This is a genomic window from Cellulosimicrobium sp. KWT-B, assembly GCF_002127155.1.
Classification (GTDB): domain Bacteria; phylum Actinomycetota; class Actinomycetes; order Actinomycetales; family Cellulomonadaceae; genus Cellulosimicrobium; species Cellulosimicrobium funkei.
The window spans coordinates 155314-179313 of record NZ_NEDO01000006.1 but is presented as its reverse complement, the minus strand read 5'-3'; the positions used below and the strand labels follow the sequence as shown (position 1 = coordinate 179313).

Genomic DNA, 24000 nt, shown 5'->3' with positions numbered 1-24000 from the left:
GCGAGCAGAGCGGAGCGCCTCCCCGGGCCAGGGCTCGCTGCGCGCGAGACTGGGGGCGTGACACGAGCAGACACCTCCGAGGAGCACCCCGCGGACGAGCGCGTCGCGGGGCCCGTCGTCGCGCTGCCCGAGGCGATGCGTGCGGCGCTCGCGGACTTCGCGGCTCACCTCGAGGTGGCGCAGGGGACGTCGGCGCACACGGTCCGCGCCTACACCGGCGACGTCGAGTCGTTGCTGCGGCACGCCGTCCGCCACGGCGCGTCGGCCCCGCGCGACGTCGACCTCGCCGCGCTGCGTGCGTGGCTCACGACGCAGTCGGAGCGCGGGCTGGCCCGGGCGACCCTCGCCCGACGCGGCGCGGCGGCGCGCGCGTTCTTCGACTGGGCGCGGCGCACGGGGCGCGTGGACTCCGACCCGGCGTCGCGGCTCGCGAGCCCGCGCGTGCCCCGCACCCTGCCGACCGTCCTCGCGGTCGACGCGGCGGCGCGCCTGCTCGACGACGCGCGTGAGGCCGCCGTCGAGGGCGAGCCGGCCCGGTTGCGCGAGTGGGCGGCCGTCGAGCTCCTCTACGGGGCCGGGATCCGCGTCGGCGAGCTCGCGGGGGTCGACATCGACGACGTGGACCTCGCGCAGCGCGTGGTCCGGGTGCTCGGGAAGGGCGACAAGGAGCGCGTCGTGCCGTTCGGCGTGCCGGCGGCGCGCGCGGTGACCCGCTGGCTCGACGTGGGCCGGCCCGCCCTCGTCACCGCGCGTTCGGGCCCCGCGCTCCTGCTGGGCGACCGTGGCGGACGCTGGGGGCAGCGGCAGGTCCGCGAGGCGGTGCACCGCCTCGCCGCGGCGGCGGGCGTCGACGACGTCGCCCCTCACGACCTGCGGCACAGCGCCGCGACGCACCTCCTCGCCGGGGGCTCGGACCTGCGCAGCGTGCAGGAGATCCTCGGGCACTCCTCGCTCGCGACGACGCAGCGCTACACGCACGTGACCGCGGAGCGGCTGCGCACCTCGTTCGAGCAGGCGTTCCCGCGCGCCTGACGGGACGCGCGATCCGCCGTGATCCGCCGTGAGACCGCCGCGGCCCGCGCGCTCAGCCCTCCCCGAGCGGCAGCAGCACGATCGGCGGCCGGTCGCCGACGAGAGCCAGCGGGTCGAGGTAGCGCTCGCCGCGCCGCACGCCCCAGTGCACGCACGTGGCGGCGCAGTGGCTCCCCGCGGCGCTCTCCGCGGCCTGCACCGTGCCGAGCACGGACCCGGACGTCACGCGCTCGCCGCGCCCGACCGACGCCGTCACCGGCTCGAGCGAGGTGCGCAGGCCGTCGTCGTGCAGGACGACGACCACGTCGCGCCCCGCGACGGGCCCCGCGAACGACACCACGCCGGGGGCGGGGGAGCGGACGGTCTCCGCAGGGGCTGCCGCGAGGTCGACGCCCCGGTGCCCGGGCAGCCAGTCGTGCTCCGGCGGGTCGAACGGCGCCAGCACGCCCAGCCGGTCGAGGCTCCGGTCGAGCGGGGGGACCCACCCGCCCGTCGCGGCTCCCTGCCCGGCGTCGGGGGTCGTCGCCGCCCCGGCGACGGGCGCGCCGAGCACGACGACCGCGCCGAGCACCAGGGCGGCGCCACGGAGCCGGGCACGTCGCGAGACCGCGCGGCCGCGCGGTCGGGCGGCGGGGCGGATCGCCCGGCGGGCGGACGGGCAGGCGGACGGGAGGCGGGCTCGGTCGAAGGTCACGGCGCCAGCGTGCCGGAGGGCCGCGAGCAGGCGCGTCCGCGGCAGGCCCGGCTGTGGACGAGCGGTGCGCGCGACGGCGCACGACGGCGGCTGTGGTCGACCCTGCCGTCGGGTAGACTTGCCGCTGCGACCGGCGCGTTCGCCGTGCCCGGCCCGAGGGACCACCTCGGCCGAGGACGGAGCCGGTCGACTTCGCGCGTCACGTCCTCGCCCTCGTCTCCCGGTCCGTCCGGGTCGGGGTGGGGCCGCGTCCGGCGTCGGTCCTGCTCGCACCGTTCACGGTGCGTCGCAGGCGTCGGCACGGGTGGCGCCAGGGGTGCGACCACCAGGGTCGTCACCGACAACCGCACCGCGGTCCGTCCTACGGGAGGGGCCGCCAGAAGCGTGCGCGCACCGGGTGGATCCCGGGCCGCACGGCGAAAGGACGTGTCATGGCCGTCGTGACCATGCGCCAGCTCCTCGAGAGCGGTGTCCACTTCGGGCACCAGACCCGCCGTTGGAACCCGAAGATGAAGCGCTTCATCTTCACCGAGCGCAACGGCATCTACATCGTCGACCTCCAGCAGTCGCTGTCGTACATCGACCGCGCGTACGAGTTCGTCAAGGAGACCGTCGCGCACGGCGGCTCCATCCTCTTCGTCGGCACCAAGAAGCAGGCCCAGGAGCCCGTGGCCGAGCAGGCCGCGCGCGTCGGGATGCCCTACGTGAACCACCGCTGGCTCGGCGGCATGCTCACCAACTTCACCACGGTGCACAAGCGTCTCCAGCGCCTCAAGGAGCTCGAGGAGATCGACTTCGACGACGTCGCCGGCTCGGCGCTCACGAAGAAGGAGCTCCTCGTCCTGCGTCGCGAGAAGGACAAGCTCGCCCGCACGCTCGGCGGCATCCGCGACATGGCGAAGGTCCCCTCCGCCGTGTGGATCGTCGACACGAACAAGGAGCACCTCGCGGTCGACGAGGCGCGCAAGCTCCACATCCCGATCGTCGCGATCCTCGACACCAACTGCGACCCGGACGTCGTGGACTACAAGATCCCGGGCAACGACGACGCGATCCGCTCCGTGACGCTGCTCACGCGCGTCATCGCGGACGCCGTCGCCGAGGGCCTCCTCCAGCGTCACTCGGGCCGCTCGGGCGCCGAGGCCGAGGCGGGCGCCTCCGCCGAGCCGCTGGCCGAGTGGGAGCGCGAGCTCCTCGCCGGCGCCGAGCAGCAGCTCGAGGCGGACGAGAAGGCCGCCGAGGCGAACGTCGAGGCCGCCGCGGCCCAGGGCGTGGCCGAGGCTGCCGCCGAGGTCGCCGCCGAGGAGCCGGGTGACGCCACCGCCGAGGTCGTCGAGGAGGCCGCCGCCGAGGCTGCCGTCGTCGCGGACGCCGAGGCCGTGGTCGCCGACGCCGAGGCCGACGAGACCAAGTGACGTCCCGGGGTGCGCGACCGGCGACCGTCGCGCACCCCGTGCCGTACCACCGGCGTACCGGGCACCCACGCGGTGCCGCCAGCACGTCGCTTGTGACGAAGTACCCGTGACGAACCACGAGTGAGGAACCACCATGGCGAACTACACCGCCGCTGACATCAAGGCCCTGCGCGAGCGCACCGGCGCCGGCATGCTCGACGTCAAGAAGGCTCTCGACGAGGCGGGCGGCGACGCGGACAAGGCGCTCGAGATCATCCGTGTGAAGGGTCTGAAGGGCGTCGCCAAGCGCGAGGGCCGCTCGACCTCCGAGGGCCTCGTCGCCGTCGACATCCGCGACACCGAGGGTGGCCAGGTCGCGACGCTCATCGAGCTCAACTCCGAGACGGACTTCGTCGCGAAGAACGACACGTTCATCTCCCTCGCGGACCGCGTGCTCAAGGCCGCGGCCGAGGCCGGCGCGCGCGACGCGGACGCGGCGCTCGCCGCCGACGCGGACGGCGAGACCGTCCAGCAGGTCATCGACAACCAGGCCGCGACGCTCGGCGAGAAGATCGTCCTGCGCCGCGTGACCCGCGTCGCGGGCGAGCGCGTCACCGCGTACCTCCACCGCACCGCGCGCGACCTGCCGCCGTCGATCGGCGTCGTCGTCGCCACGGACGCCGCGGGCGAGGCCGTCGCGAAGGACGTCGCGCAGCACGTCGCCGCGATGTCCCCGACGTACCTCTCGCGCGACGAGGTCCCGGCCGAGACGGTCGAGAACGAGCGCCGCATCGCCGAGGAGACCTCGCGCAACGAGGGCAAGCCCGAGGCCGCGCTGCCGAAGATCGTCGAGGGTCGCCTCAACGGCTTCTTCAAGGACGTCGTCCTCGTCGACCAGCCGCTCGCGAAGGACCCGAAGAAGACGGTCGGCCAGGTCGTCTCCGAGGCCGGCGGCACCATCACGGAGTTCGTGCGCTACCGCGTCGGCGCCTGACGCCCCCGTCGGCCCGGCCCCGTCGTCTCGTGGACGGCGGGTCCGGGCCGACCGCGCACCCGGGCCCGGCCCGGGCGCGCGACGACCGCCGACGTGCCGCACCATCAGGTGGACGACGGCGGAGCAGGACCACCCCGCCCCACCGGGCCAGGACGAAGGACAGGTGTCGACAGTGACGGCAGGCGAGCAGACCGAGCCCCGGACGGGGACCGAGCACCGGCGGGTGCTCCTCAAGCTGTCGGGCGAGACGTTCGGCGGCGGGCAGATCGGCCTCGCGCCCGACGTCGTCCAGCGCGTCGCCCAGGAGATCGCGGCCGCGGTCGCGCAGGGCGTCCAGGTCGCCATCGTGGTCGGTGGCGGCAACTTCTTCCGCGGGGCGGAGCTCTCCCAGCGCGGGCTCGACCGCGCGCGTGCCGACTACATGGGCATGCTGGGCACGGTCATGAACTGCCTCGCGCTCCAGGACTTCCTCGAGCAGGCGGGGGTGAAGACGCGCGTGCAGACCGCCATCGCGATGGGCCAGGTCGCCGAGCCGTACATCCCGCTGCGCGCGATCCGGCACCTCGAGAAGGGCCGCGTCGTCATCTTCGGCGCCGGCGCCGGGATGCCGTACTTCTCGACCGACACGGTCTCCGTGCAGCGCGCCCTCGAGACGCACTGCCAGGAGGTCCTCATGGGCAAGAACGGCGTGGACGGCGTCTACACGGCGGACCCGCGCACGGACCCCTCGGCCACGAAGCTCGACCACCTCACGTACACCGACGCGCTCGTCAACGACCTCGGCGTCATGGACGCGACGGCGCTGAGCCTGTGCCGGGACAACGACGTGCGCATGCGCGTGTTCGGCATGAGCGAGCCGGGGAACGTCACGCGCGCCCTGGTCGGCGAGAATATTGGCACACTGGTCACGACCGACTGACACCGGTGCGACCAGGCCGGTGACCCCGGCCACGACCGCACGGACCGACCCACGACGAACGACGAAGGAGCACTGGTGATCGACGAGACCCTCCTCGAGGCCGAGGAGAAGATGGACAAGGCCGTCGAGGTGGCCAAGGAGGACTTCGCCGCGATCCGCACGGGCCGTGCGAACGCCGCGATGTTCAACAAGATCACGGTCGACTACTACGGCGCCCCGACCCCGCTGCAGCAGCTCGCGTCGTTCACGGTGACCGAGGCGCGCACGATCCTCGTCTCGCCGTTCGACAAGAGCTCGATGACCGCGGTCGAGAAGGCGCTGCGCGACTCCGACCTCGGGGTGAACCCCTCGAACGACGGCAACGTCGTCCGGGTCGTGCTGCCCGCCCTCACGGAGGAGCGCCGTCGTGACTTCGTGAAGCTCGCGAAGTCGAAGGCGGAGGACTCGCGCGTCGCGATCCGCAACGTCCGCCGCCGGGCGAAGGAGGAGCTGGACCGCATCGCGCGCGACGGCGAGGCCGGCGAGGACGAGGTCGCGCGCGCCGAGAAGGAGCTCGAGGTCCTCACGAAGGCGCACGTCGACCAGGTCGACGCGCTGCTCGCGGGCAAGGAGAGCGAGCTGCTCGAGGTCTGAGCACCTCGTCCGGCGAGCTCCTCCACGCACCGATGACCGACACCTCCTCGACGTCCGCAGGCGAAGGCACGACCGCGGCGCGCGCACCCCAGGCGGGCCGCAACCTCCCCGTGGCGATCGCGGTGGGCCTCGGCCTGCTCGCGCTCGTCGCGGTCAGCCTCGCCTTCCGGCCCGAGCTCTTCGTGCTGCTCGCGACCGTCGCGGTGGGCGCGGCGCTGTGGGAGCTCGCCCAGGCGTTCCGGCGCCGCGACCTGCACCTCCCGCTGCTCCCGCTCCTCGTGGGCACGGTCGGCATCCTCGTCTCCTCGTACTACTCGGGGCCCGAGGCGCTGCTCGTCTCCTTCATGCTCACCGTGGCGGGGGCGGTGGTGTGGCGCGTGATCGACGGGTCGGGCACGGCCGCCGTGCGCGACGCCGCCGCCGCGACCTTCGCGGCGGCGTACCTGCCGTTCATGGCGGGCTTCGTCATGCTCATGCTCGCCGCGCCGGACGGGCGCGTGCGCGTCCTGCTCTTCATCCTGCTCGCGGTGGCGAACGACGTCGGCGGGTACGTCGCGGGCGTCCTTTTCGGACGGCACCCGCTCGCGCCGTCCGTCAGCCCCAAGAAGTCGTGGGAGGGGCTCGCCGGGTCGTTCGTCCTGGCGACCGCCGTCGGGGTCGTCGGCGCGGTGGTGGGGCTCGGCGCGAGCCCGCTGCTCGGCGTCGCGCTGGGTGTCCTGGCCCCGCTCACGGCGACGATCGGCGACCTCGCCGAGTCCATGATCAAGCGGGACCTAGAATTGAAGGACATGGGGTCGCTCCTGCCCGGCCACGGAGGCATCCTCGACCGGCTCGACTCCATGCTCCTCACCGCCCCGTTCGTGTACGTGCTGCTCGCTCTGGCCGTCTGACGGCCCGGCTCACGGCGCGGCGCACCCGTCCGCACCGCCCCCCACGCTTGGACCTCCTCATGACCGTCCGTTCCGTCCGCCCGTCCGCGGAGTCGAAGCCGCTGCCGCTCGTCATGTCGGCCCCGCGCCGCGGCAAGCCGCCGCGCCACTTCGCCGACCTCGCGCCCGAGGAGGTGCGGGACGTCGTCGTCGAGCTCGGCGAGAAGCCGTTCCGCGCCAAGCAGCTCGCGACGCACTACTACGCGCACCTCACGCGCGACCCCGAGGCGATGACGGACCTGCCGAAGGCGACCCGCGACGCGCTCGCCGAGGCGCTCTTCCCGCCGCTGCTCACGGCGGCGCGGCGCATGGAGGCCGACGGCGGCACGACCGTGAAGACGCTGTGGCACCTCTTCGACGGCGCCAAGGTCGAGTCGGTCCTCATGCGCTACCCGCAGCGCTCGACCCTGTGCGTGTCGAGCCAGGCGGGCTGCGGCATGGCGTGCCCGTTCTGCGCGACGGGGCAGCTCGGCCTGACGCGCAACCTCTCGGTCGCGGAGATCGTCGAGCAGGTGCGCTCCGCGGCCCGGTCGCTCGCGGACGGCGAGATCCCCGGCGGCCCGACGCGCCTCAACAACCTCGTGTTCATGGGCATGGGCGAGCCGCTCGCGAACTACAAGGCCGTCATGGGCACGGTGCGCCGTCTGGTCGCCCCCGCGCCCGACGGGCTCGGGATGTCCGCCCGCAACATCACGGTGTCGACGGTCGGGCTCGTGCCCGCGATGCGCAAGCTCGCCGACGAGGGGATCCCGGTGACCCTCGCGCTGTCGCTGCACGCCCCGGACGACGACCTGCGCAGCGAGCTCGTGCCGATCAACACCCGGTGGAGCGTCGACGAGACGCTCGACGCGGCCCGGCACTACTTCGAGGTCACGGGCCGCCGCGTGAGCATCGAGTACGCGCTCATCAAGGACATGAACGACCACGCGTGGCGCGCCGACCTCCTGGGCGAGAAGCTCAACGCGCGCGGCCGCGGCTGGGTCCACGTCAACCCGATCCCCCTCAACCCCACGCCCGGATCGATCTGGACGGCCAGCGACCCTGCCGTCGAGGCGGAGTTCGTGGCACGATTGCGCGGTCACGGGATCCCGACGACGATCCGTGACACCCGCGGCAGCGACATCGACGGCGCCTGCGGGCAGCTCGCTGCAGAGGAGGACGAGTGAGTTCGCTGTTCACCACGGTGTCGAAGACCCGGAACGGGTACGACCCCGAGGAGGTCGACGACTTCTTCGAGCACGCTCGTGACGTCTACGAGGGCCGGGTGTCGGAGCGGCTCACGAGCACCGAGATCCAGGCGTCGGTCTTCGACCTGGTCCGGGGCGGCTACGACACGCACGAGGTCGACGCCGCCCTCGACCGGCTCGAGGGCGCGTTCATCGCCCGGCAGCGGGCCGAGTACGTCGCGGCGCACGGGCAGCAGGCGTGGATGAACGCGCTCGCCGAGCGCGCGCGGACGCTCTACGGGCGCCTCGGTCGCCCCGACGGCGAGAAGTTCGCGCTCGCGGAGCGCGGCAAGCCGGCCTACGACATCGACGACGTCGACGACCTGTGCGACCGGCTCGTCGCCTACTTCGACCGCCAGGTCCCGATCACGGCGGCCGAGATCCGGTCCGCGACGTTCGGCCGGGCGCGCGGGCGCGACGGCTACGCGGAGGGTCCGGTCGACGCGTTCTTCGCGCGCGCCATCGAGGTGCTGCTCGGCGTCGAGTGACGACGCCCCACCGCGCGTGAGCCTCGATCCCCGGGCGACGTCGATCCGCCCGCTGCGGCGCGCGGTCGCGTCGCTCGCGGCGTTCAACGCCCGCCACCCCTGGAACCACAACGAGCACTTCCACGGCTGGGTCGTGCGGCGCGTGCCGCACGACGCCCGCGTCGTGCTGGACGTCGGCTGCGGCGCCGGCGTGCTCCTCGGACGGCTGCGGGCCCGGCTCGCCGAGGTGCACGGGATCGACGCCGACGCGGGCATGGTCGCCCAGGCCCGGGCACGGCACGCTGCCGACCCCGCCGTGACGGTGCGCCGGCTCCGGTTCGACGACGTCCGCTCGCCCGACGACGTCCGCTCGCCGGGCGGGACGCCCGGGCCGGGGGCCGGTTCCCCGGGGCACCGCGGGTACGACGCGGTGACGATGGTCGCGGTGCTGCACCACCTCGAGCTCGACGAGGCGCTCCGGCACGCGCGGGACCTCCTCGCGCCGGGCGGCCGTCTGCTGGTCGTGGGGCTCGCCCGGGTCGCCACGGCGCGGGACCTCGCCGTCGACCTCGCGTCCGCGCTGCTCAACCCGCTCGTGGGCCTCGTGAAGCACCCCCGCCGCGCCCGACCCGAGGACCCCGGGCCTGACGCTCCGGGCATGCCCGTCCGGGACCCGCGGCACACCGTGGACGAGATCGCCCGCGCGGCCCGGGCGCTGCTGCCGGGCGCGCGCGTGCGCCGTCGGCTGTTCTTCCGGTACACGCTCGAGTGGACGGCGCCGCGCTGACCGGACGACGGCCCGGCGCGGTGCCACGCACCGCCCGCGGCCTGGAAGGATGGGAACCATGCCCGACGGACCTGCACCCACCCCGCGCACCGTGACGATCCTCGGCTCGACCGGGTCGATCGGCACGCAGGCGATCGACGTCGTCCGGTCCCACCCCGACCGGTTCCGGGTCGAGGCGCTCTCGGCGGGCGGGGGCGACGTGGACCTGCTGGCGCGCCAGGCAGCCGACCTGGGCGTGCGCGCGGTCGGCGTGGCGGACGCGACCCGTGCGGCGGCCCTGGCCGAGGCGCTGTCGGCGGCCTGCGCCGGTCGCGAGGAGGTCCCCGAGGTGCTCGCCGGACCCGATGCCGCGGCCGAGCTCGCGGCGCGGGGGAGCGACGTCGTCCTCAACGGGGTCACGGGGTCGGTGGGCCTCGGCCCGACCCTCGCCGCGCTGCGCGCCGGGTCGACGCTCGCCCTCGCGAACAAGGAGTCGCTCGTCGCCGGGGGAGCGCTCGTCCGCGCGGCCCAGCAGCGCCCGGACCAGATCGTCCCGGTGGACTCCGAGCACTCGGCCATCGCCCAGTGCCTGCGGTCCGGGACGCGACCGGAGGTGCGCCGGCTGATCCTCACCGCCTCGGGCGGCCCGTTCCGCGGCTGGGAGGCCGACGCGGTCAAGGCCGCGACCGTCGACCAGGCGCTCGCGCACCCCACCTGGGCCATGGGCCCGGTCGTCACCGTGAACTCCGCGAGCCTCATGAACAAGGGCCTCGAGCTCATCGAGGCGCACCTGCTCTTCGACGTCCCGGCCGACGACATCACGGTCGTCGTGCACCCGCAGTCCGTCGTGCACTCCATGGTCGAGTTCGTCGACGGCTCGACGATCGCGCAGGCGTCGCCGCCGGACATGCGCCTGCCCATCGCGCTCGGGCTGTCGTGGCCCGACCGGCTCGACCCCGTGACGCCGCCGTGCGACTGGTCCGCCGCGACGTCGTGGACGTTCGAGCCGCTCGACGACGCGGCGTTCCCCGCGGTGAACCTCGCGCGTGCGGCCGTGGCGGCGAGCGCCACGCACCCGGCGGTGTACAACGCGGCGAACGAGGAGGCCGTCGCGGCGTTCCTCAGCGGACGCGCAGGTTTCGGTGACATCGTGGCGACGGTCGAGCGCGTGCTCGCGGCGCACGACGGAACCCCCGCGGACGCGCTGACGTTGGAGCACGTGGCGGAGGCGGAGACCTGGGCGCGCGCGCGAGCCCACGAGCTGCTGGACCGCCGGTGACGAGCAACCGTCGGGGCGGGACGACCGCCCTGGACGTCGAGAGGGAGCAGAGGGAACGATGGCCACGCTGATCGGCATCCTGGTGATCGTGGTCGGGATCGTCGTCTCGATCGCGCTGCACGAGGTCGGGCACATGGTGCCCGCGAAGAAGTTCGGCGTCCGCGTGAGCCAGTACATGGTCGGCTTCGGCCCGACCCTGTGGTCGCGCACGAAGGGCGAGACCGAGTACGGCCTCAAGGCGATCCCGCTCGGCGGCTACGTGCGCCTCGTGGGCATGTACCCGCCCGCGCCCGCGGGCGCCCGCCCTCGCGGCAGCGGGTTCTTCTCCCAGGTCGTGGCCGACGCGCGGGACGCCAGCACGGAGGAGATCCGGCCGGGCGAGGAGCACCGCGCGTTCTACAACCTCTCCGCGCCCAAGAAGGTCGTCGTCATGCTCGGCGGCCCCTTCATGAACCTCCTCATCGCGTTCGTCCTCATGGCGATCGTGTGCGTCGGCATCGGCCTGCCCGCGGTCACCACCACGGTCGGCTCGGTGAACGCGTGCGTCCCGTCCGCCGTGACGGACGAGGAGCAGGAGTGCGCCGCCGACGCCGACCCCTCGCCGGCCGCCGCCGCGGGGCTCCAGCCGGGCGACACGATCGTGGCGTTCGACGGCGAGGACGTCACCTCGTGGGACCAGCTCTCCGGGATGATCCGGGGCGCCGCCGGGCAGGCCACGCCGGTCGTCGTCGAGCGCGACGGCGAGCAGGTCGACCTCACCATCACGCCGGTCGACGTGGAGCGCCAGGTCGTCGCCGAGGACGGCACGCCCGTCGTCGACGACGACGGCGAGCCGGTCACGAAGCCCGCCGGGTTCGTCGGGTTCGCGCCGACCGTCGAGCGCACGCCCGCCGGGATCGGCGTGGCTGCGGAGGCCACGTGGCAGCAGGTGAGCGGCACGGCGGGCATCATCGTCACCCTGCCGGTCAAGGTCTACGAGGCCGCCCAGGCCGCGTTCACCGACGCGCCCCGCGGGCAGGACTCCGTGATGAGCGTCGTCGGGGTCGGCCGGGTCGCGGTGGACGTCGCGGGCGCGGAGAGCCCGGTGCTCGACCGCGTGGTGACCATGCTCCTGCTGCTCGCCGCGCTGAACGTCGCGCTGTTCGTCTTCAACCTCATCCCGCTTCTGCCGCTCGACGGCGGGCACGTGGTCAACGCGCTCTACGAGGGAGCCAAGCGCACCGTCGCGCGCGTCCGCGGTCGCCCGCGCCCGGGACCGGCCGACCTGGCACGCATGATGCCGGTCGCGTACGTGATGTTCGTGGTCCTCGTCGGCGTCGGCGCCCTGCTGATCCTCGCCGACATCATCGACCCCGTCCGCCTCACGTAGCCCGGCGCGTCGTCCGAGGCCTCTGCTCCACCGGGAGGCGTGCGTGGAGGTGCCGCGAAGATGTGCGGGACCGCGCGGGAAGGTGACGTCCCGGACACCCGGCGGTGCCCCGTTCGACGCTCGCCGGGGGATACTAGGGGCGTGAGCGTACCCATCAGTCTCGGAATGCCTGCCGCGCCGCCGCCGGTCCTCGCGCCGCGCCGCAAGAGCCGCAAGATCAAGGTCGGCAAGGTGGACGTCGGCGGCGACGCGCCGATCAGCGTCCAGTCCATGACGACGACGCCGACGACGGACATCAACGCCACCCTCCAGCAGATCGCGGAGCTCACGGCGTCGGGCTGCGACATCGTGCGCGTCGCGGTGCCGAGCGCGGACGACGCGCTCGCGCTGCCGGCGATCGCGAAGAAGTCGCAGATCCCGGTGATCGCGGACATCCACTTCCAGCCCAAGTACGTGTTCGCCGCCATCGACGCGGGCTGCGCCGCGGTGCGCGTGAACCCGGGCAACATCCGCAAGTTCGACGACCAGGTCAAGGAGATCGCGAAGGCGGCGTCCGACGCGGGCGTGTCCCTGCGCATCGGCGTGAACGCCGGCTCCCTCGACCCGCGCCTGCTCGCGAAGTACGGCAAGGCGACGCCCGAGGCGCTGGTCGAGTCGGCCGTGTGGGAGGCGTCGCTGTTCGAGGAGCACGGCTTCCACGACTTCAAGATCTCGGTGAAGCACAACGACCCGGTCGTCATGGTGCGCGCGTACGAGCTGCTCGCGGAGGCGGGGGACTGGCCGCTGCACCTCGGCGTGACCGAGGCCGGCCCCGCGTTCCAGGGCACGATCAAGTCGGCGACCGCGTTCGGCGCGCTGCTGAGCAAGGGCATCGGCGACACGATCCGCGTCTCGCTGTCCGCACCCCCGGTCGAGGAGGTCAAGGTCGGCAACCAGATCCTCCAGGCGCTCAACCTGCGCCCCCGCAAGCTCGAGATCGTCTCCTGCCCGTCGTGCGGCCGCGCCCAGGTGGACGTGTACACGCTCGCGGAGAAGGTCACGGCCGGGCTCGAGGGCATGGAGGTGCCCCTGCGCGTCGCCGTCATGGGCTGCGTCGTCAACGGCCCGGGCGAGGCGCGCGAGGCGGACCTCGGCGTCGCGTCGGGCAACGGCAAGGGGCAGATCTTCGTCAAGGGCGAGGTCGTCAAGACGGTCCCCGAGTCGCTCATCGTCGAGACCCTCATCGAGGAGGCGCTGCGCATCGCGGAGACCATGACGCCGGAGAACGACGCGCAGGCCGGCCCGCCGGTCGTCACGGTCGGCTGACGCCCTCGTGAGCCGCTGGCGCCCGTCCGTCCCGGCACTGCGGCCACGGGCGCGCGCCGGGTCGGGCGACGACGCGGCCGAGCGGGCCCGCGTGCTCTCCGACACGGACGTCCCCGAGGCGCTCGCGGTGTGCGCGGGAGACCCGGTCGCGTCGACGCTCGCGGCGGCGCGGCTAGCCGTCGCGCAGCACGCCGGCCTGCACGCCGCGGGCGGCCAGGCGTGGGGCTTCCCCGCCGTCGGTCCGCTCGAGGCGGTGTGCTGGGCCGGGGCGAACCTCGTGCCGGTCGTCCCGGCGTCGCTCGACGCCGACCGCGCCCGCACGGCGGTCGCCGCGTTCGCCGCGCTCGCGCGGCACGCGGGGCGGCGGTCGTCGTCGGTCGTGGGCGAGCGCGACGCCGTGCTGGCCCTCTGGGACCTGCTCGCCCCGCACTGGCCGGCCCCGCGCGAGATCCGGGCGAACCAGCCGTCGCTCGCGATCGACCGCGACCCGGACGTCGAGCCCGACCCGCACGTGCGCCGCTCCGTCCCGGCGGAGGTCCCCGTGGTGCTGCCCGCGTGCGTGCGCATGTTCACCGAGGAGGTCGGCTACTCGCCGGTCGAGGGCGGGGGCCGCGCGTACGAGGAGCGCGTCCGCTCGCTCGTGCTCGCGGGCCGGTCCTTCGTCCGCATGGCCGCGGAGCCCGGCCGCTCGCCGCACGTGGTCTTCAAGGCGGAGCTCGGCGCGGTGACGCCGCGCGTCGCGCAGGTGCAGGGCGTGTGGGTCGACCCGCGGTACCGCGGGCAGGGGATCGCCGCTCCGGGGATGGCCGCCGTCGTGCGCCTCGCGCGCGAGCCCGGGCCCGCGGACGCGGCGCGCGGTGCGGCGCCTCCCGTGGTGTCGCTGTACGTCAACGACTACAACGCGGCCGCGCTCGCGACGTACCGCCGGGTCGGGTTCGAGCAGGTCGGGACCTACGCGACCGTGCTGTTCTGACGGCGCCCGCCCCGGAGGGCGCGCCCCGCCGAGCGGGTCCTCACTTGAGCAGGCGCGACATCCGCCGGTCGGCGAGGACCTGGCCCCCGGTCTGGCACGTCGGGCAGTACTGGAGGCTGCGGTCGGCGAAGCTCACCTCGCGCACGGTGTCGCCGCACACGGGGCAGGGCAGACCCGTGCGCCCGTGCACGCGCATCCCCGCGCGCTTCGCGTCCTTGAGCTCGGCGGCCGGCTTGCCCGACGCCGCCGCCACGGCCTCGGCGAGCACCTCGCCCACGGCGGCGTGCACGCGCGCGACCTCGTCGGGCGTGAACGAGCGCGTGAGCTTGAACGGGCTCGTGCGCGCCGCGTGCAGGATGTCGTCGGAGTAGGCGTTCCCGATCCCGGCGATCGACGACTGGTCGCGCAGCAGCCCCTTCACCTGCTGGTTGCGCGCCGCCATGAGCGCCCCGAGCGCCTCGGGCGTGAAGGCCGGGTCGAGCGGCTCCACGCCCAGGGTCTCGATCGCCCGGACCTCCTCCGGGTGCCGCACGACGTGCACCGCGAGCCGCTTGCGCGTCCCGGCCTCCGTGAGGTCGAACCCGGAGCCGTCGTCGAACCGCACGCGCAGCGCGAGCACCGCGGCCTTCCCGCCACCGCTGCCGCCGAGGCGCGGGCGGACGGGCGTCGTCGGCGCCTTCTCGGACCAGCGCAGCCACCCGCCCCGGGCGAGGTGCAACACGAGGTGGACCTCGGCGTCGGGCCCGGGCGCACCGGTCCCGACGCCGGTCTCGGCGAGCACGAGGTCGAGCCACTTGCCGTGCCGGCGGGCGCCCGTGACGACCCGCCCCACCAGGGCCGAGATCGGCGGGTCGAACGTCTTGAGCGCGGCGATCTGCGCGACGTCCGCGGCCACGACGGTGCGACCGGTCGCGCGGTCGTCGATGAACCGGGCGAGGGCCTCGACCTCGGGCAGCTCGGGCATGGGGACATCCTCCCCGCCGGTAGGGTGGGGCGCATGTCTTCCGTCACGTCCGGCGCGCCCGCCGCGGCCTCCACCCGCGTCCGGGGCGCCGACCTCCTGCGCCTGTCCACCCTGTTCGTCCGGACGCTGCGCGAGGACCCGGCCGACGCCGAGGTCGCGAGCCACAGGCTCCTCGTGCGGGCGGGCTACATCCGTCGCGCCGCCCCCGGCATCTACACCTGGCTCCCGCTCGGCCTGCGCGTGCTGCGCAAGGTCGAGGACGTGGTCCGCGAGGAGATGGCGGCCGCGGGCGCGCAGGAGGTGCACTTCCCGGCGCTGCTGCCGAAGGAGCCGTACGAGGCGACGGGCCGCTGGACGGAGTACGGGCCGAACATCTTCCGTCTCAAGGACCGCAAGGACGGGGACTACCTCCTCGCGCCCACCCACGAGGAGATGTTCACGCTCCTCGTCAAGGACCTGTACTCGTCGTACAAGGACCTGCCGCTGACGATCTACCAGATCCAGACGAAGTACCGCGACGAGGCGCGTCCGCGCGCGGGCCTCATCCGCGGCCGCGAGTTCGTCATGAAGGACGCGTACTCGTTCGACACGACGGACGAGGGCCTCGAGCGCTCGTACGAGGCGCAGCGCGCGGCCTACCGTCGCATCTTCGACCGGCTGGGGCTCGAGTACGTCATCGTCGCCGCCACGTCCGGCGCCATGGGCGGGTCACGCTCCGAGGAGTTCCTCACCCCGACCGCGATCGGCGAGGACACGTTCGTGCGCTCGCCCGGCGGCTACGCCGCGAACGTCGAGGCCGTCGTCACGCCGGTGCCCGAGGCGGTCGACTACGCCGACGCCCCGGCCGCGCACGTCGAGGACACGCCCGACACCCCGACCATCGCCTCGCTCGTCGAGCTCGCGAACGCGCGCTACCCCCGCCAGGACCGCGCGTGGACGGCGGCCGACACGCTGAAGAACGTCGTGCTCGCCCTGACGCACCCGGACGGCCGCCGCGAGGTCGTCGTCGTCGGGCTGCCGGGCGACCGCGAGGTCGACCTCAAGCGCGTCGGCGCGGCGTTCGAGCCCGCCGAGGTCGAGCCGGCCACGGACGCCGACTTCGCCGCCCACCCCGAGCTCGTCAAGGGCTACATCGGTCCGCAGGTGCTCGGCCCGAACGCGCGCCGCGAGGCACCCGCGGACGGCGACGCGTCCGACGCGTCGGCGGGGGAGACCCCCGAGCGGCACTCGGTGCGCTACCTGCTCGACCCGCGCGTCGTCGCCGGCACGCGCTGGATCACCGGCGCGAACGCGCCCGGCCGCCACGTGTTCGACCTCGTCGCCGAGCGCGACTTCGCCGCCGACGGCACGGTCGAGGCCGCGGAGGTGCGCGCGGGCGACCTCGCGCCCGACGGCTCGGGCCCGCTCGAGCTCGCGCGCGGCATCGAGATCGGCCACATCTTCGCGCTCGGCCGCAAGTACGCCCAGGCCCTCGGCCTCACGGTGCTCGACGAGAACGGCAAGCAGGTCGTCGTGACGATGGGCTCCTACGGGATCGGCGTCACGCGCGTCCTCGCGGCGCTCGCGGAGGCGAACCACGACGACGCGGGGCTCGCGTGGCCCGCGCACGTCGCGCCCGCGCAGGTGCACGTCGTCGCCACGGGCAAGGACGCGAGCGTGTTCGAGGAGGCCGAGCGCCTCGCGACCGAGCTCGCCGGCCGCGGCGTCGAGGTGATCTACGACGACCGGCCCAAGGTCTCGCCCGGCGTGAAGTTCAAGGACGCCGAGCTCCTCGGCGTGCCCCTCCTGCTCGTCGTGGGCCGTGGCCTGGCCGACGGCGTCGTCGAGGTCCGCCCGCGCGCGGGCGAGGCGGCGCAGGTCGCCGTCGAGGACGCCGTCGAGCACGTCGCGGGCCGGGTCGCCGAGCTCCTCGGCTGACCGTCCGCGCAGCCTCGGGGCGCCCCGGTCCGGACCTCCGGGCCGGGGCGCTCTGCTGCGCTCACGGCCTTGCGGTGTGGCGCTCCGGATGCGCGCTGCGCGGGGTCGTCGGTGCACCAGGGCGCCCGCGGGAGTCGGCGTCGCGCCCGTGCGTGCGAGCCGGGGCGCGTTCAGCCTGCCGTCTGCTCCGGCAGGCCCGGGAACGCGACGGGCGCCTCGCCCCACGCGACGGCGCTCGCCCACGCGTCCGCGAGGAGCGCGACGGCCTCGGCCCGGGACGTCGGCGCCGCCGCGGCGACGAGGCTCGCGTACGTCTGCGCGAGCCCCGACTCGACCTGGCGCGCGAGCGCGGCCGCGTCCGTGCCGTCGGGCAGCGCGTAGGCGACGCGACGCGGGTCCTGCGGCGTCCCGTCGGTGCCCGCGGCGAGGGCCCAGCCCTGCGCGCGGGCGCGGTGCTGGGCGGCGCGCGCGACCGCGGCGGTGCGCACGTCGCCCTCCGACTGCGCGGCGCGCACCTCGTAGCCGTACCCGGCCGCGTCCTCCGCCTCGACGAGCGTCGCGAGGTCCGCGGCGCCGACCCCGCCGGGCGCCTCGTCGACGGGCAGCGGATCGGCGAGGCCCGCCGCGGCCGTCGAGCCCGTGGCCGCGGCGAGCCGCTGCGCCGAGACGTGCTCCGATGCGGCGACCGACGCGAGGAGCCGCGCGAGCCGGGCGTCCGGCGAGGCGTCCGCCGCCGCGCCCGTGCGCTCGGCCGCGCCCACGAGCGCGGTGACGACGTCGTCCGTCGTCGCGGTGCCGGGGGCGGGCGTGCCGGGGGCGGCGGTGCCGGTCCCGGCGTCGCCCGCGACGTCGGTCCCCGCGGTGCCGGTCCCGGCGTCGCCCGCGACGTCGCCCTCGGGCTCCGCGGGGTCCTCGAGGCCCGAGTCGTAGACCCCGCCGAGCGCGTCGACGTGCTGCTCGGCGAACGCGGCGGCCTGGCCGAGCACCGCGAGCGCGGCCGGGTCGGTCACGCGGGGCGTGACGTCCGCCACCAGCGCGGCGACCGCGAGCGCGTCGTCGACCGCCCCGGAGCGGAGCACCTCGACCGTGTCGGGGGAGGGCTCCGTGGGCGGCGGCGTGTCCAGCCGGACGCCGCACCCGGCCGCCAGGACGCCCGTCGCGAGCACCGTGACGACCGCGAGCAGACGGCCGGCACGGGCCGCGGGACGGGTCCGCCGGGCTCGGGGGGCGGCGTCGGCCGCGGTCGCGTGGGGAGTCATCGGGGGCGATGATGTCACGTCCGGGGCCCGCGAGTCGTTAGGCTGGTCCCCGTTCCGACGTCCCGCGAGCGGGGCTCGGAGCACCCGAGACAACAACACACCGGTCGTCTGGCGTACCCGGCGTGGGACACGGACAGGAGCTGAGTCATGGCAGGGCAGGCGGGCGGTCAGTCCGGCAGAGGGTCCGGAGGCGACGCGGCGGCGCACGCGCTCCGGGAGAGCGTCCGCGAGGCGGTCGAGCCCGCGGTCCGCGACGCCGGGCTCCACCTCGAGGACGTCACGGTGTCGCGTGCGGGTGCCCGTTCGGTGGTGCGCGTCGTGCTGGACCTTCCCGACGACGTCGAGGGCAGCCTCGACCTGGACGCGGTGGCCGAGGCCACGCGCCCGATCTCCGCGGCGCTGGACACGGTGGACCCGCTCCACGGCGCGTACACGCTCGAGGTCTCGACGCCGGGCACGGACCGTCCGCTCACCGAGCCGCGCCACTTCCGGCGCGCCCGCGGCCGTCTCGTGCGGCTCGTCCTGACCGACGGCGGCACGCTCGAGGGCCGGCTGCGCTCCGGTTCGGCTGTCGAGACCGAGCTGGTCCTCGACGTCCCCGGCGCGCGCGGCGCGGTGACGGAGCGCGTGGTGCCGCTCGCCGACGTCGTGCGCGGCGAGGTGCAGGTCGAGCTCAAGCGGGCCCTCGAGGCGGACCTGCCCGAGCTCGACGGCTCCGCCGACGAGACGACCGACCACGACGAGGAGGCCTGACGATGGACGTGGACATGAGCGCGCTGCGCCTGCTGGAGCGCGAGCGGGACATCAGCCTCGACGTGCTCGTCGCGGCGATCGAGCAGGCCCTGCTCTCGGCGTACCACCGCACCCCCGACGCGTACACCCGTGCGCGCGTCGAGCTCGACCGCAAGACGGGCCACGTGACGGTGTGGGCGCGCGAGGAGCTGCCGGCTCCCGAGACCGACGACGAGGACACCCCGCGCGGCCCCGTCGAGTACGGTCCCGAGTTCGACCACACCCCCGCCGACTTCGGGCGCATCGCGACCTCGACCGCACGCCAGGTCATCGTCCAGCGCCTGCGCGACGCGGAGGACGACCAGATCCTCGGCACGTTCCGCGGCAAGGAGGGCGAGGTCCTCGCGGGCGTCATCCAGCAGGGCCGCGACCCGCGCGTCGTGCTCGTGGACGTGGGCGGCACGGAGGCCGTGCTCCCGCCGCACGAGCAGGTCCCCACGGAGGAGTACGTGCACGGCGAGCGCCTACGCGCCTACGTGCTCGAGGTCGCCCGGGGAATGAAGGGCGCGCAGATCACGTTGAGCCGCACGCACCCGAACCTCGTCCGCAAGCTCTTCGAGCTCGAGGTCCCCGAGGTCGCCGACGGCTCGGTGGAGATCACGGCCATCGCGCGCGAGGCGGGGCACCGCACCAAGGTCGCCGTCCGCTCGCGCGTCCCGGGGCTCGGAGCCAAGGGCGCGTGCATCGGGCCCATGGGCTCGCGCGTGCGCGCGGTCATGGCGGAGCTCCACGGCGAGAAGATCGACATCGTCGACCACAGCGACGACCCGGCCCAGTTCGTGGCCAACGCGCTGTCCCCGGCGCGTGTGTCGTCGGTCACGGTGGTCGACGAGGTGGCGCGTGCCGCGCGCGTCGTCGTCCCGGACTTCCAGCTCTCCCTCGCGATCGGCAAGGAGGGGCAGAACGCCCGCCTGGCCGCGAAGCTCACGGGGTGGCGCATCGACATCCGTTCGGACGAGGGCGGCGCCCCGGCCGAGGGGCCGGACGGTGCCGCTCCCGCAGGTCCTCGCGCTGCCGACCGGTAGCCGCAGGGCGTGGGACGGTCACGGATGACGGACCGGCGCGGTAGACTGTCATCGACCGGGCCGCGAGCCCGCACCTCGACCATGCCCCCGGACTCCACGACCCGCCCCGTTCCCACGGGATCGGGTCCGGTCCGCACGTGCGTCGGGTGCAGGCAGCGCGACCTGCGGTCAGCTCTTCTCCGTCTGGTCCTCGACCGGTCCGGCGCGGGCACCGACGAGCCACGGCTCGTGGTGGACGCCGGGCGGTCGCTGCCGGGTCGCGGTGCGTGGCTCCACGCGTCGACCCGGTGCCTCGAGACGGCGGAACGCCGGCGGGCCGTCCCGCGGGCCCTGCGTGTCGCCGGGCCCCTCGACCTCGCCGCGGTCCGCGCCGCGATCGAGGCCCGTCCGGGAGAGCACCTCTGAGCCATGCGTCACGGCCCCGTCCGTACGGGGCCGCCAGCACGACACGTCGACAAGGAAGCGGGTTAGAAGCCGATGGGCACCCGATGAGTACCCAGCGATGAGCACCCAGCACTAACGACGGTCCTCCCTGTCCGGGGCGGGCCGAGACAGGAGAGTTGTGGCAAAGGTCCGCGTCTACGAGCTCGCGAAGGAGCTCGGGGTGGAAAGCAAGACCATCATGACCAAGCTGACGGAGCTCGGTGAGTTCGTCCGCTCGGCATCCTCGACCATCGAGCCACCGGTGGTCCGCAAGCTGCGCGACGCCTTCCCCGCCGGGGGCGGCGGTGCGAGCAAGCCCGCGGCACCCGCCGCGCGTCCGGCCGCGCCGAAGCCGGCCCCGAAGCCGGAGGTCAAGGCCGAGCCGGCCGCGCCGGCTCCGCAGGCCCCGCAGGCCGCGGCCCCCGCCGAGCCGGCCGCGCCGGCCCCGAAGGCTCCGGCACCCGCCGCGCCCGCGGCGCCGGCCCCGAAGGCTCCGGCACCCCAGGCTCCCGCGGCGCAGCGTCCGACGCCCGCGCCCGCGCAGAAGCCCACCGCCTCGCCCAAGCCGGGCGGCGGCACGAACGCGCCCGCCCCGCGCCCCGGTGGCTCGGGCGGACGTCCCGGCGCACCGCGTCCGGGGAACAACCCGTTCGCGACCAGCCAGGGCATGCCCCGGCAGGGTGGCCCGCGTCCGGGCGCGCCGCGCCCGGGCAACAACCCGTTCGCCCCGAGCCAGGGCATGCCCCGGCCCGGGTCGCGCCCCGAGCGCGCCGAGGGTGCGGCGGCGGCGTCCGGCGAGCGCTCGGGCGGTCCTCGCCCGGGCGGCCCGCGTCCCGCGCCGCGTCCCGGCGGCCCGCGCCCCAACCCGGGCATGATGCCCGGCCGCACCTCGATCGGCCGTCCCGGTGAGCGTCCTGCTCCCGGTGGTCGTCCCGGTGGCGGTGGCGGCGGTCGTGGCGGCGGCTTCGGCGGTCGTCCCGGTGGTGGCGGCGCTCCCGGCGGTGGCGGCGGCTTCGCCGGCCGTCCCGGTGGCGGTGGCCGCGGTGGCGCCGGTCGTGGCTCGACGCAGGGCGCCTTCGGGCGCGCCGGTGGTCGCCCGGTCCGTGGGCGGAAGTCGAAGCGCGCGAAGCGCCAGGAGTTCGAGCAGATGCAGGCGCCGTCGCTCGGCGGCGTGCAGGTTCCCCGCGGGAACGGCTCGACCGTCGTGCGGCTGCGTCACGGCTCGTCGCTCAACGACTTCGCCGACAAGATCGACGCGAACCCCGCGAGCCTCGTGACCGTGCTGTTCCACCTCGGTGAGATGGCCACGGCGACGCAGTCGCTCGACGAGGACACGTTCGGTGCCCTCGCGTCCGAGCTCGGCTACGTCATCGAGATGGTCTCGGCCGAGGAGGAGGACCGCGAGCTGCTCGGGTCGTTCGACATCGACCTGGACGCGGAGCTCGAGGCCGAGGGCGACGACGAGCTCGCCGCCCGCCCGCCGGTCGTCACCGTCATGGGTCACGTCGACCACGGAAAGACCAAGCTCCTCGACGCCATCCGCCAGACGGACGTCGTCGCGGGCGAGGCCGGCGGCATCACCCAGCACATCGGTGCGTACCAGGTGCGCCACGAGCACGAGGGCGTCGACCGCGCCATCACCTTCATCGACACCCCGGGTCACGAGGCGTTCACCGCCATGCGTGCCCGTGGTGCCCAGGTGACGGACATCGCGATCCTCGTCGTGGCCGCGGACGACGGCGTGATGCCGCAGACCATCGAGGCGCTCAACCACGCCCAGGCGGCGAACGTGCCGATCGTGGTCGCGGTGAACAAGGTGGACAAGGAGTCGGCGAACCCGGCCAAGATCCGCCAGCAGCTCACCGAGTACAACCTGGTGGCCGAGGAGTACGGCGGCGACACGATGTTCGTCGACGTGTCCGCGAAGCAGAACATGGGCATCGACGACCTCCTCGAGGCCGTCCTGCTCACGGCCGACGCCTCGCTCGACCTGCGTGCGAACCCCGACAAGGACGCGCGCGGCGTCGCCATCGAGGCGAACCTGGACAAGGGCCGCGGCGCCGTCGCGACCGTCCTCGTCCAGTCCGGCACGCTGCACGTCGGTGACGCGATCGTCGCCGGCACGGCCCACGGCCGTGTCCGCGCGATGTTCGACGAGCACGGCAACGCCGTGACCGAGGCGGGCCCCGCCCGTCCGGTCCTCGTGCTGGGTCTCGCGTCCGTGCCGAGCGCGGGCGACACGTTCCTCGTGGCGCCCGACGAGCGCACGGCCCGCCAGATCGCCGAGAAGCGCGAGGCCGCCGAGCGCGCCGCCCTCCTGGCCAAGCGCCGCAAGCGCATCAGCCTCGAGGACTTCACGCAGGCTCTCCAGCAGGGCAAGGTCGAGACCCTCAACCTCGTCCTCAAGGGCGACGTGTCCGGTGCCGTCGAGGCCCTCGAGGACGCGCTGCTCAAGATCGACGTGGGCGACGAGGTCGAGCTGCGCGTCATCCACCGCGGTGTCGGTGCGATCACGCAGAACGACGTCAACCTCGCGACGGTCGACAACGCGATCATCATCGGCTTCAACGTGAAGTACGGCGAGCGCGTCGAGGACCTGGCCGAGCGCGAGGGCGTCGACGTCCGCTTCTACTCGATCATCTACCAGGCGATCGAGGACGTGGAGGCCGCGCTCAAGGGCATGCTCAAGCCGGAGTACGAGGAGGCCCAGCTGGGCACGGCGGAGATCCGCGAGATCTTCCGCTCCTCCAAGTTCGGCAACATCGCCGGCTCGATCGTCCGGTCGGGCGAGATCCGCCGCAACGCCAAGGCGCGCGTCCTGCGCGACGGCAAGGTCGTGGGGGACAACCTCACGGTCGAGTCGCTCAAGCGGTTCAAGGACGACGCCACCGAGGTCCGCGAGGGCTTCGAGTGCGGTATCGGTCTGGGCTCGTTCAACGACCTCCAGGTCGGCGACACCATCGAGACGTTCGAGATGCGCGAGAAGCCGCGCTCCTGACGCTCGTCACGCCCGGGGGCGGTCACGGTCATCGTGGCCGCCCCCGGGCGTTCGTCACCCCGCGGTCGTCATCACCCGCAGTCGTCAGTCAGCACCCCCACCGCGGTCACCCACCCGGCCGGTGGGCGCCGTTCGACGTACGGTCGTCGGGACCGTCGCCGGAAGGCTCGGCACGAAAGGAAGAAGACATGGTCGACCACCCCCGGGCGAGGAAGCTCGCCGACCGCATCAAGGAGATCGTCGCGCAGATGCTCGACACGCGGATCAAGGACCCACGCCTCGGGTTCGTCACCGTGACGGACGTCCGTGTCACCGGTGACCTGCAGAACGCCTCGGTGTTCTACACCGTCTACGGGACGGACGAGGAGCGGGCCGGGACGGCCGCCGCGCTGGAGAGCGCGAAGGGCCTCATCCGGTCGGAGGTCGGCAAGCAGACCGGCATCCGCCTCACGCCGGCGATCGAGTTCCACCTCGACGCGGTGCCCGAGACGGCGGCGCACCTCGACGCCGCGCTCGTCGAGGCCCGCCGGCGCGACGCCGAGCTCGCCGCCCTGCGCGAGGGCAAGCCGTTCGCCGGGGACGCCGACCCGTACCGCACGTCGGAGGACGCGGACGCCGTCGCCGACGACGACCGGGCCTGAC

22 protein-coding genes are annotated in these 24000 nt (G+C 74.5%); 19 read left to right on the top strand and 3 right to left on the bottom strand.

The window, feature by feature from the left end:
* The first annotated feature begins 135 nt into the window (after positions 1 to 135).
* A complete protein-coding gene (locus B9L22_RS17725; RefSeq protein WP_086151396.1) occupies positions 136 to 1032 on the top strand; it encodes a tyrosine recombinase XerC in 897 nt (298 codons plus the stop codon).
* A gap of 52 nt (positions 1033 to 1084) precedes the next feature.
* Here B9L22_RS17725 and B9L22_RS17720 read toward each other — a convergent pair whose 3' ends face one another.
* Positions 1085 to 1726, bottom strand: a complete 642-nt coding sequence (locus B9L22_RS17720) for a murein hydrolase activator EnvC (protein ID WP_233140220.1) — start codon at positions 1724 to 1726, stop codon at positions 1085 to 1087.
* 431 nt (positions 1727 to 2157) lie between these two features.
* Between B9L22_RS17720 and rpsB the strand changes: the two genes are divergently transcribed.
* The 12 genes from rpsB (at position 2158) to B9L22_RS17660 (ending at position 13980) form a co-directional block, all read left to right on the top strand.
* Positions 2158 to 3141, top strand: coding sequence for a 30S ribosomal protein S2 (rpsB, locus tag B9L22_RS17715; RefSeq protein ID WP_086151341.1), 984 nt, complete (start codon positions 2158 to 2160; stop codon positions 3139 to 3141).
* Between the two features lie 133 nt (positions 3142 to 3274).
* The gene (gene tsf, locus B9L22_RS17710) at positions 3275 to 4114 is read left to right on the top strand and encodes a translation elongation factor Ts (RefSeq protein ID WP_034652463.1); all 840 of its coding nucleotides are present in this window, start codon (positions 3275 to 3277) and stop codon (positions 4112 to 4114) included.
* Between the two features lie 163 nt (positions 4115 to 4277).
* Positions 4278 to 5033: a UMP kinase gene (gene pyrH, locus B9L22_RS17705; RefSeq protein WP_228485297.1), complete on the top strand. Its 756-nt coding sequence runs from the start codon at positions 4278 to 4280 to the stop codon at positions 5031 to 5033.
* Positions 5034 to 5108: 75 nt separating this feature from the next.
* Complete coding sequence (frr, locus tag B9L22_RS17700; RefSeq protein ID WP_021482015.1) at positions 5109 to 5666, top strand: ribosome recycling factor; 558 nt, start codon at positions 5109 to 5111, stop codon at positions 5664 to 5666.
* Between the two features lie 32 nt (positions 5667 to 5698).
* Entirely contained in the window at positions 5699 to 6556 is an 858-nt protein-coding gene (locus tag B9L22_RS17695) for a phosphatidate cytidylyltransferase (protein ID WP_086151339.1), read from the top strand.
* 113 nt (positions 6557 to 6669) lie between these two features.
* Entirely contained in the window at positions 6670 to 7761 is a 1092-nt protein-coding gene (gene rlmN / locus B9L22_RS17690; RefSeq protein ID WP_369824869.1) for a 23S rRNA (adenine(2503)-C(2))-methyltransferase RlmN, read from the top strand.
* Positions 7758 to 8309, top strand: coding sequence for a DivIVA domain-containing protein (locus B9L22_RS17685; RefSeq protein WP_021482018.1), 552 nt, complete (start codon positions 7758 to 7760; stop codon positions 8307 to 8309). Before rlmN ends, B9L22_RS17685 begins: the two co-directional genes overlap by 4 nt.
* 16 nt (positions 8310 to 8325) lie before the next feature.
* Positions 8326 to 9075: a bifunctional 2-polyprenyl-6-hydroxyphenol methylase/3-demethylubiquinol 3-O-methyltransferase UbiG gene (locus B9L22_RS17680; protein ID WP_198947335.1), complete on the top strand. Its 750-nt coding sequence runs from the start codon at positions 8326 to 8328 to the stop codon at positions 9073 to 9075.
* Between the two features lie 58 nt (positions 9076 to 9133).
* A complete protein-coding gene (dxr, locus tag B9L22_RS17675; RefSeq protein WP_086151338.1) occupies positions 9134 to 10333 on the top strand; it encodes a 1-deoxy-D-xylulose-5-phosphate reductoisomerase in 1200 nt (399 codons plus the stop codon).
* A gap of 58 nt (positions 10334 to 10391) precedes the next feature.
* On the top strand, positions 10392 to 11702 hold the full coding sequence (locus B9L22_RS17670) for an RIP metalloprotease (protein WP_034652469.1): 1311 nt from the start codon (positions 10392 to 10394) through the stop codon (positions 11700 to 11702).
* Positions 11703 to 11867: 165 nt separating this feature from the next.
* Complete coding sequence (gene ispG, locus B9L22_RS17665; protein WP_021482273.1) at positions 11868 to 13007, top strand: flavodoxin-dependent (E)-4-hydroxy-3-methylbut-2-enyl-diphosphate synthase; 1140 nt, start codon at positions 11868 to 11870, stop codon at positions 13005 to 13007.
* A 7-nt stretch (positions 13008 to 13014) separates the two neighbouring features.
* Entirely contained in the window at positions 13015 to 13980 is a 966-nt protein-coding gene (locus tag B9L22_RS17660) for a DUF4081 domain-containing GNAT family N-acetyltransferase (protein ID WP_086151337.1), read from the top strand.
* 40 nt (positions 13981 to 14020) lie between these two features.
* On the opposite strand, the gene B9L22_RS17655 is transcribed toward B9L22_RS17660, so the two are convergent.
* Positions 14021 to 14944, bottom strand: coding sequence for an Fpg/Nei family DNA glycosylase (locus tag B9L22_RS17655; RefSeq protein ID WP_086151336.1), 924 nt, complete (start codon positions 14942 to 14944; stop codon positions 14021 to 14023).
* Positions 14945 to 14977: 33 nt separating this feature from the next.
* Between B9L22_RS17655 and B9L22_RS17650 the strand changes: the two genes are divergently transcribed.
* The gene (locus B9L22_RS17650; protein WP_086151335.1) at positions 14978 to 16861 is read left to right on the top strand and encodes a proline--tRNA ligase; all 1884 of its coding nucleotides are present in this window, start codon (positions 14978 to 14980) and stop codon (positions 16859 to 16861) included.
* Between the two features lie 170 nt (positions 16862 to 17031).
* Here the strand turns inward: B9L22_RS17650 and B9L22_RS17645 are convergent, their stop codons facing one another.
* Positions 17032 to 18120 carry a DUF4439 domain-containing protein gene (locus B9L22_RS17645; RefSeq protein ID WP_086151334.1) on the bottom strand — a complete coding sequence of 363 codons (1089 nt, stop codon included), beginning with the start codon at positions 18118 to 18120 and terminating at the stop codon, positions 17032 to 17034.
* 147 nt (positions 18121 to 18267) lie between these two features.
* Here B9L22_RS17645 and rimP point away from each other — a divergent pair, with 147 nt between their 5' ends.
* The 5 genes from rimP to rbfA all read left to right on the top strand — a co-directional run bounded on the left by rimP (position 18268) and on the right by rbfA (position 23999).
* Positions 18268 to 18873, top strand: a complete 606-nt coding sequence (rimP, locus tag B9L22_RS17640; protein WP_086151333.1) for a ribosome maturation factor RimP — start codon at positions 18268 to 18270, stop codon at positions 18871 to 18873.
* A 2-nt stretch (positions 18874 to 18875) separates the two neighbouring features.
* On the top strand, positions 18876 to 19937 hold the full coding sequence (gene nusA, locus B9L22_RS17635) for a transcription termination factor NusA (RefSeq protein WP_086151332.1): 1062 nt from the start codon (positions 18876 to 18878) through the stop codon (positions 19935 to 19937).
* A 24-nt stretch (positions 19938 to 19961) separates the two neighbouring features.
* The gene (locus B9L22_RS17630) at positions 19962 to 20342 is read left to right on the top strand and encodes a YlxR family protein (protein ID WP_086151331.1); all 381 of its coding nucleotides are present in this window, start codon (positions 19962 to 19964) and stop codon (positions 20340 to 20342) included.
* Positions 20343 to 20499: 157 nt separating this feature from the next.
* Complete coding sequence (gene infB, locus B9L22_RS17625; RefSeq protein WP_086151330.1) at positions 20500 to 23358, top strand: translation initiation factor IF-2; 2859 nt, start codon at positions 20500 to 20502, stop codon at positions 23356 to 23358.
* A 188-nt stretch (positions 23359 to 23546) separates the two neighbouring features.
* Positions 23547 to 23999 carry a 30S ribosome-binding factor RbfA gene (rbfA, locus tag B9L22_RS17620; RefSeq protein WP_043659091.1) on the top strand — a complete coding sequence of 151 codons (453 nt, stop codon included), beginning with the start codon at positions 23547 to 23549 and terminating at the stop codon, positions 23997 to 23999.
* Position 24000 lies beyond the last annotated feature (1 nt).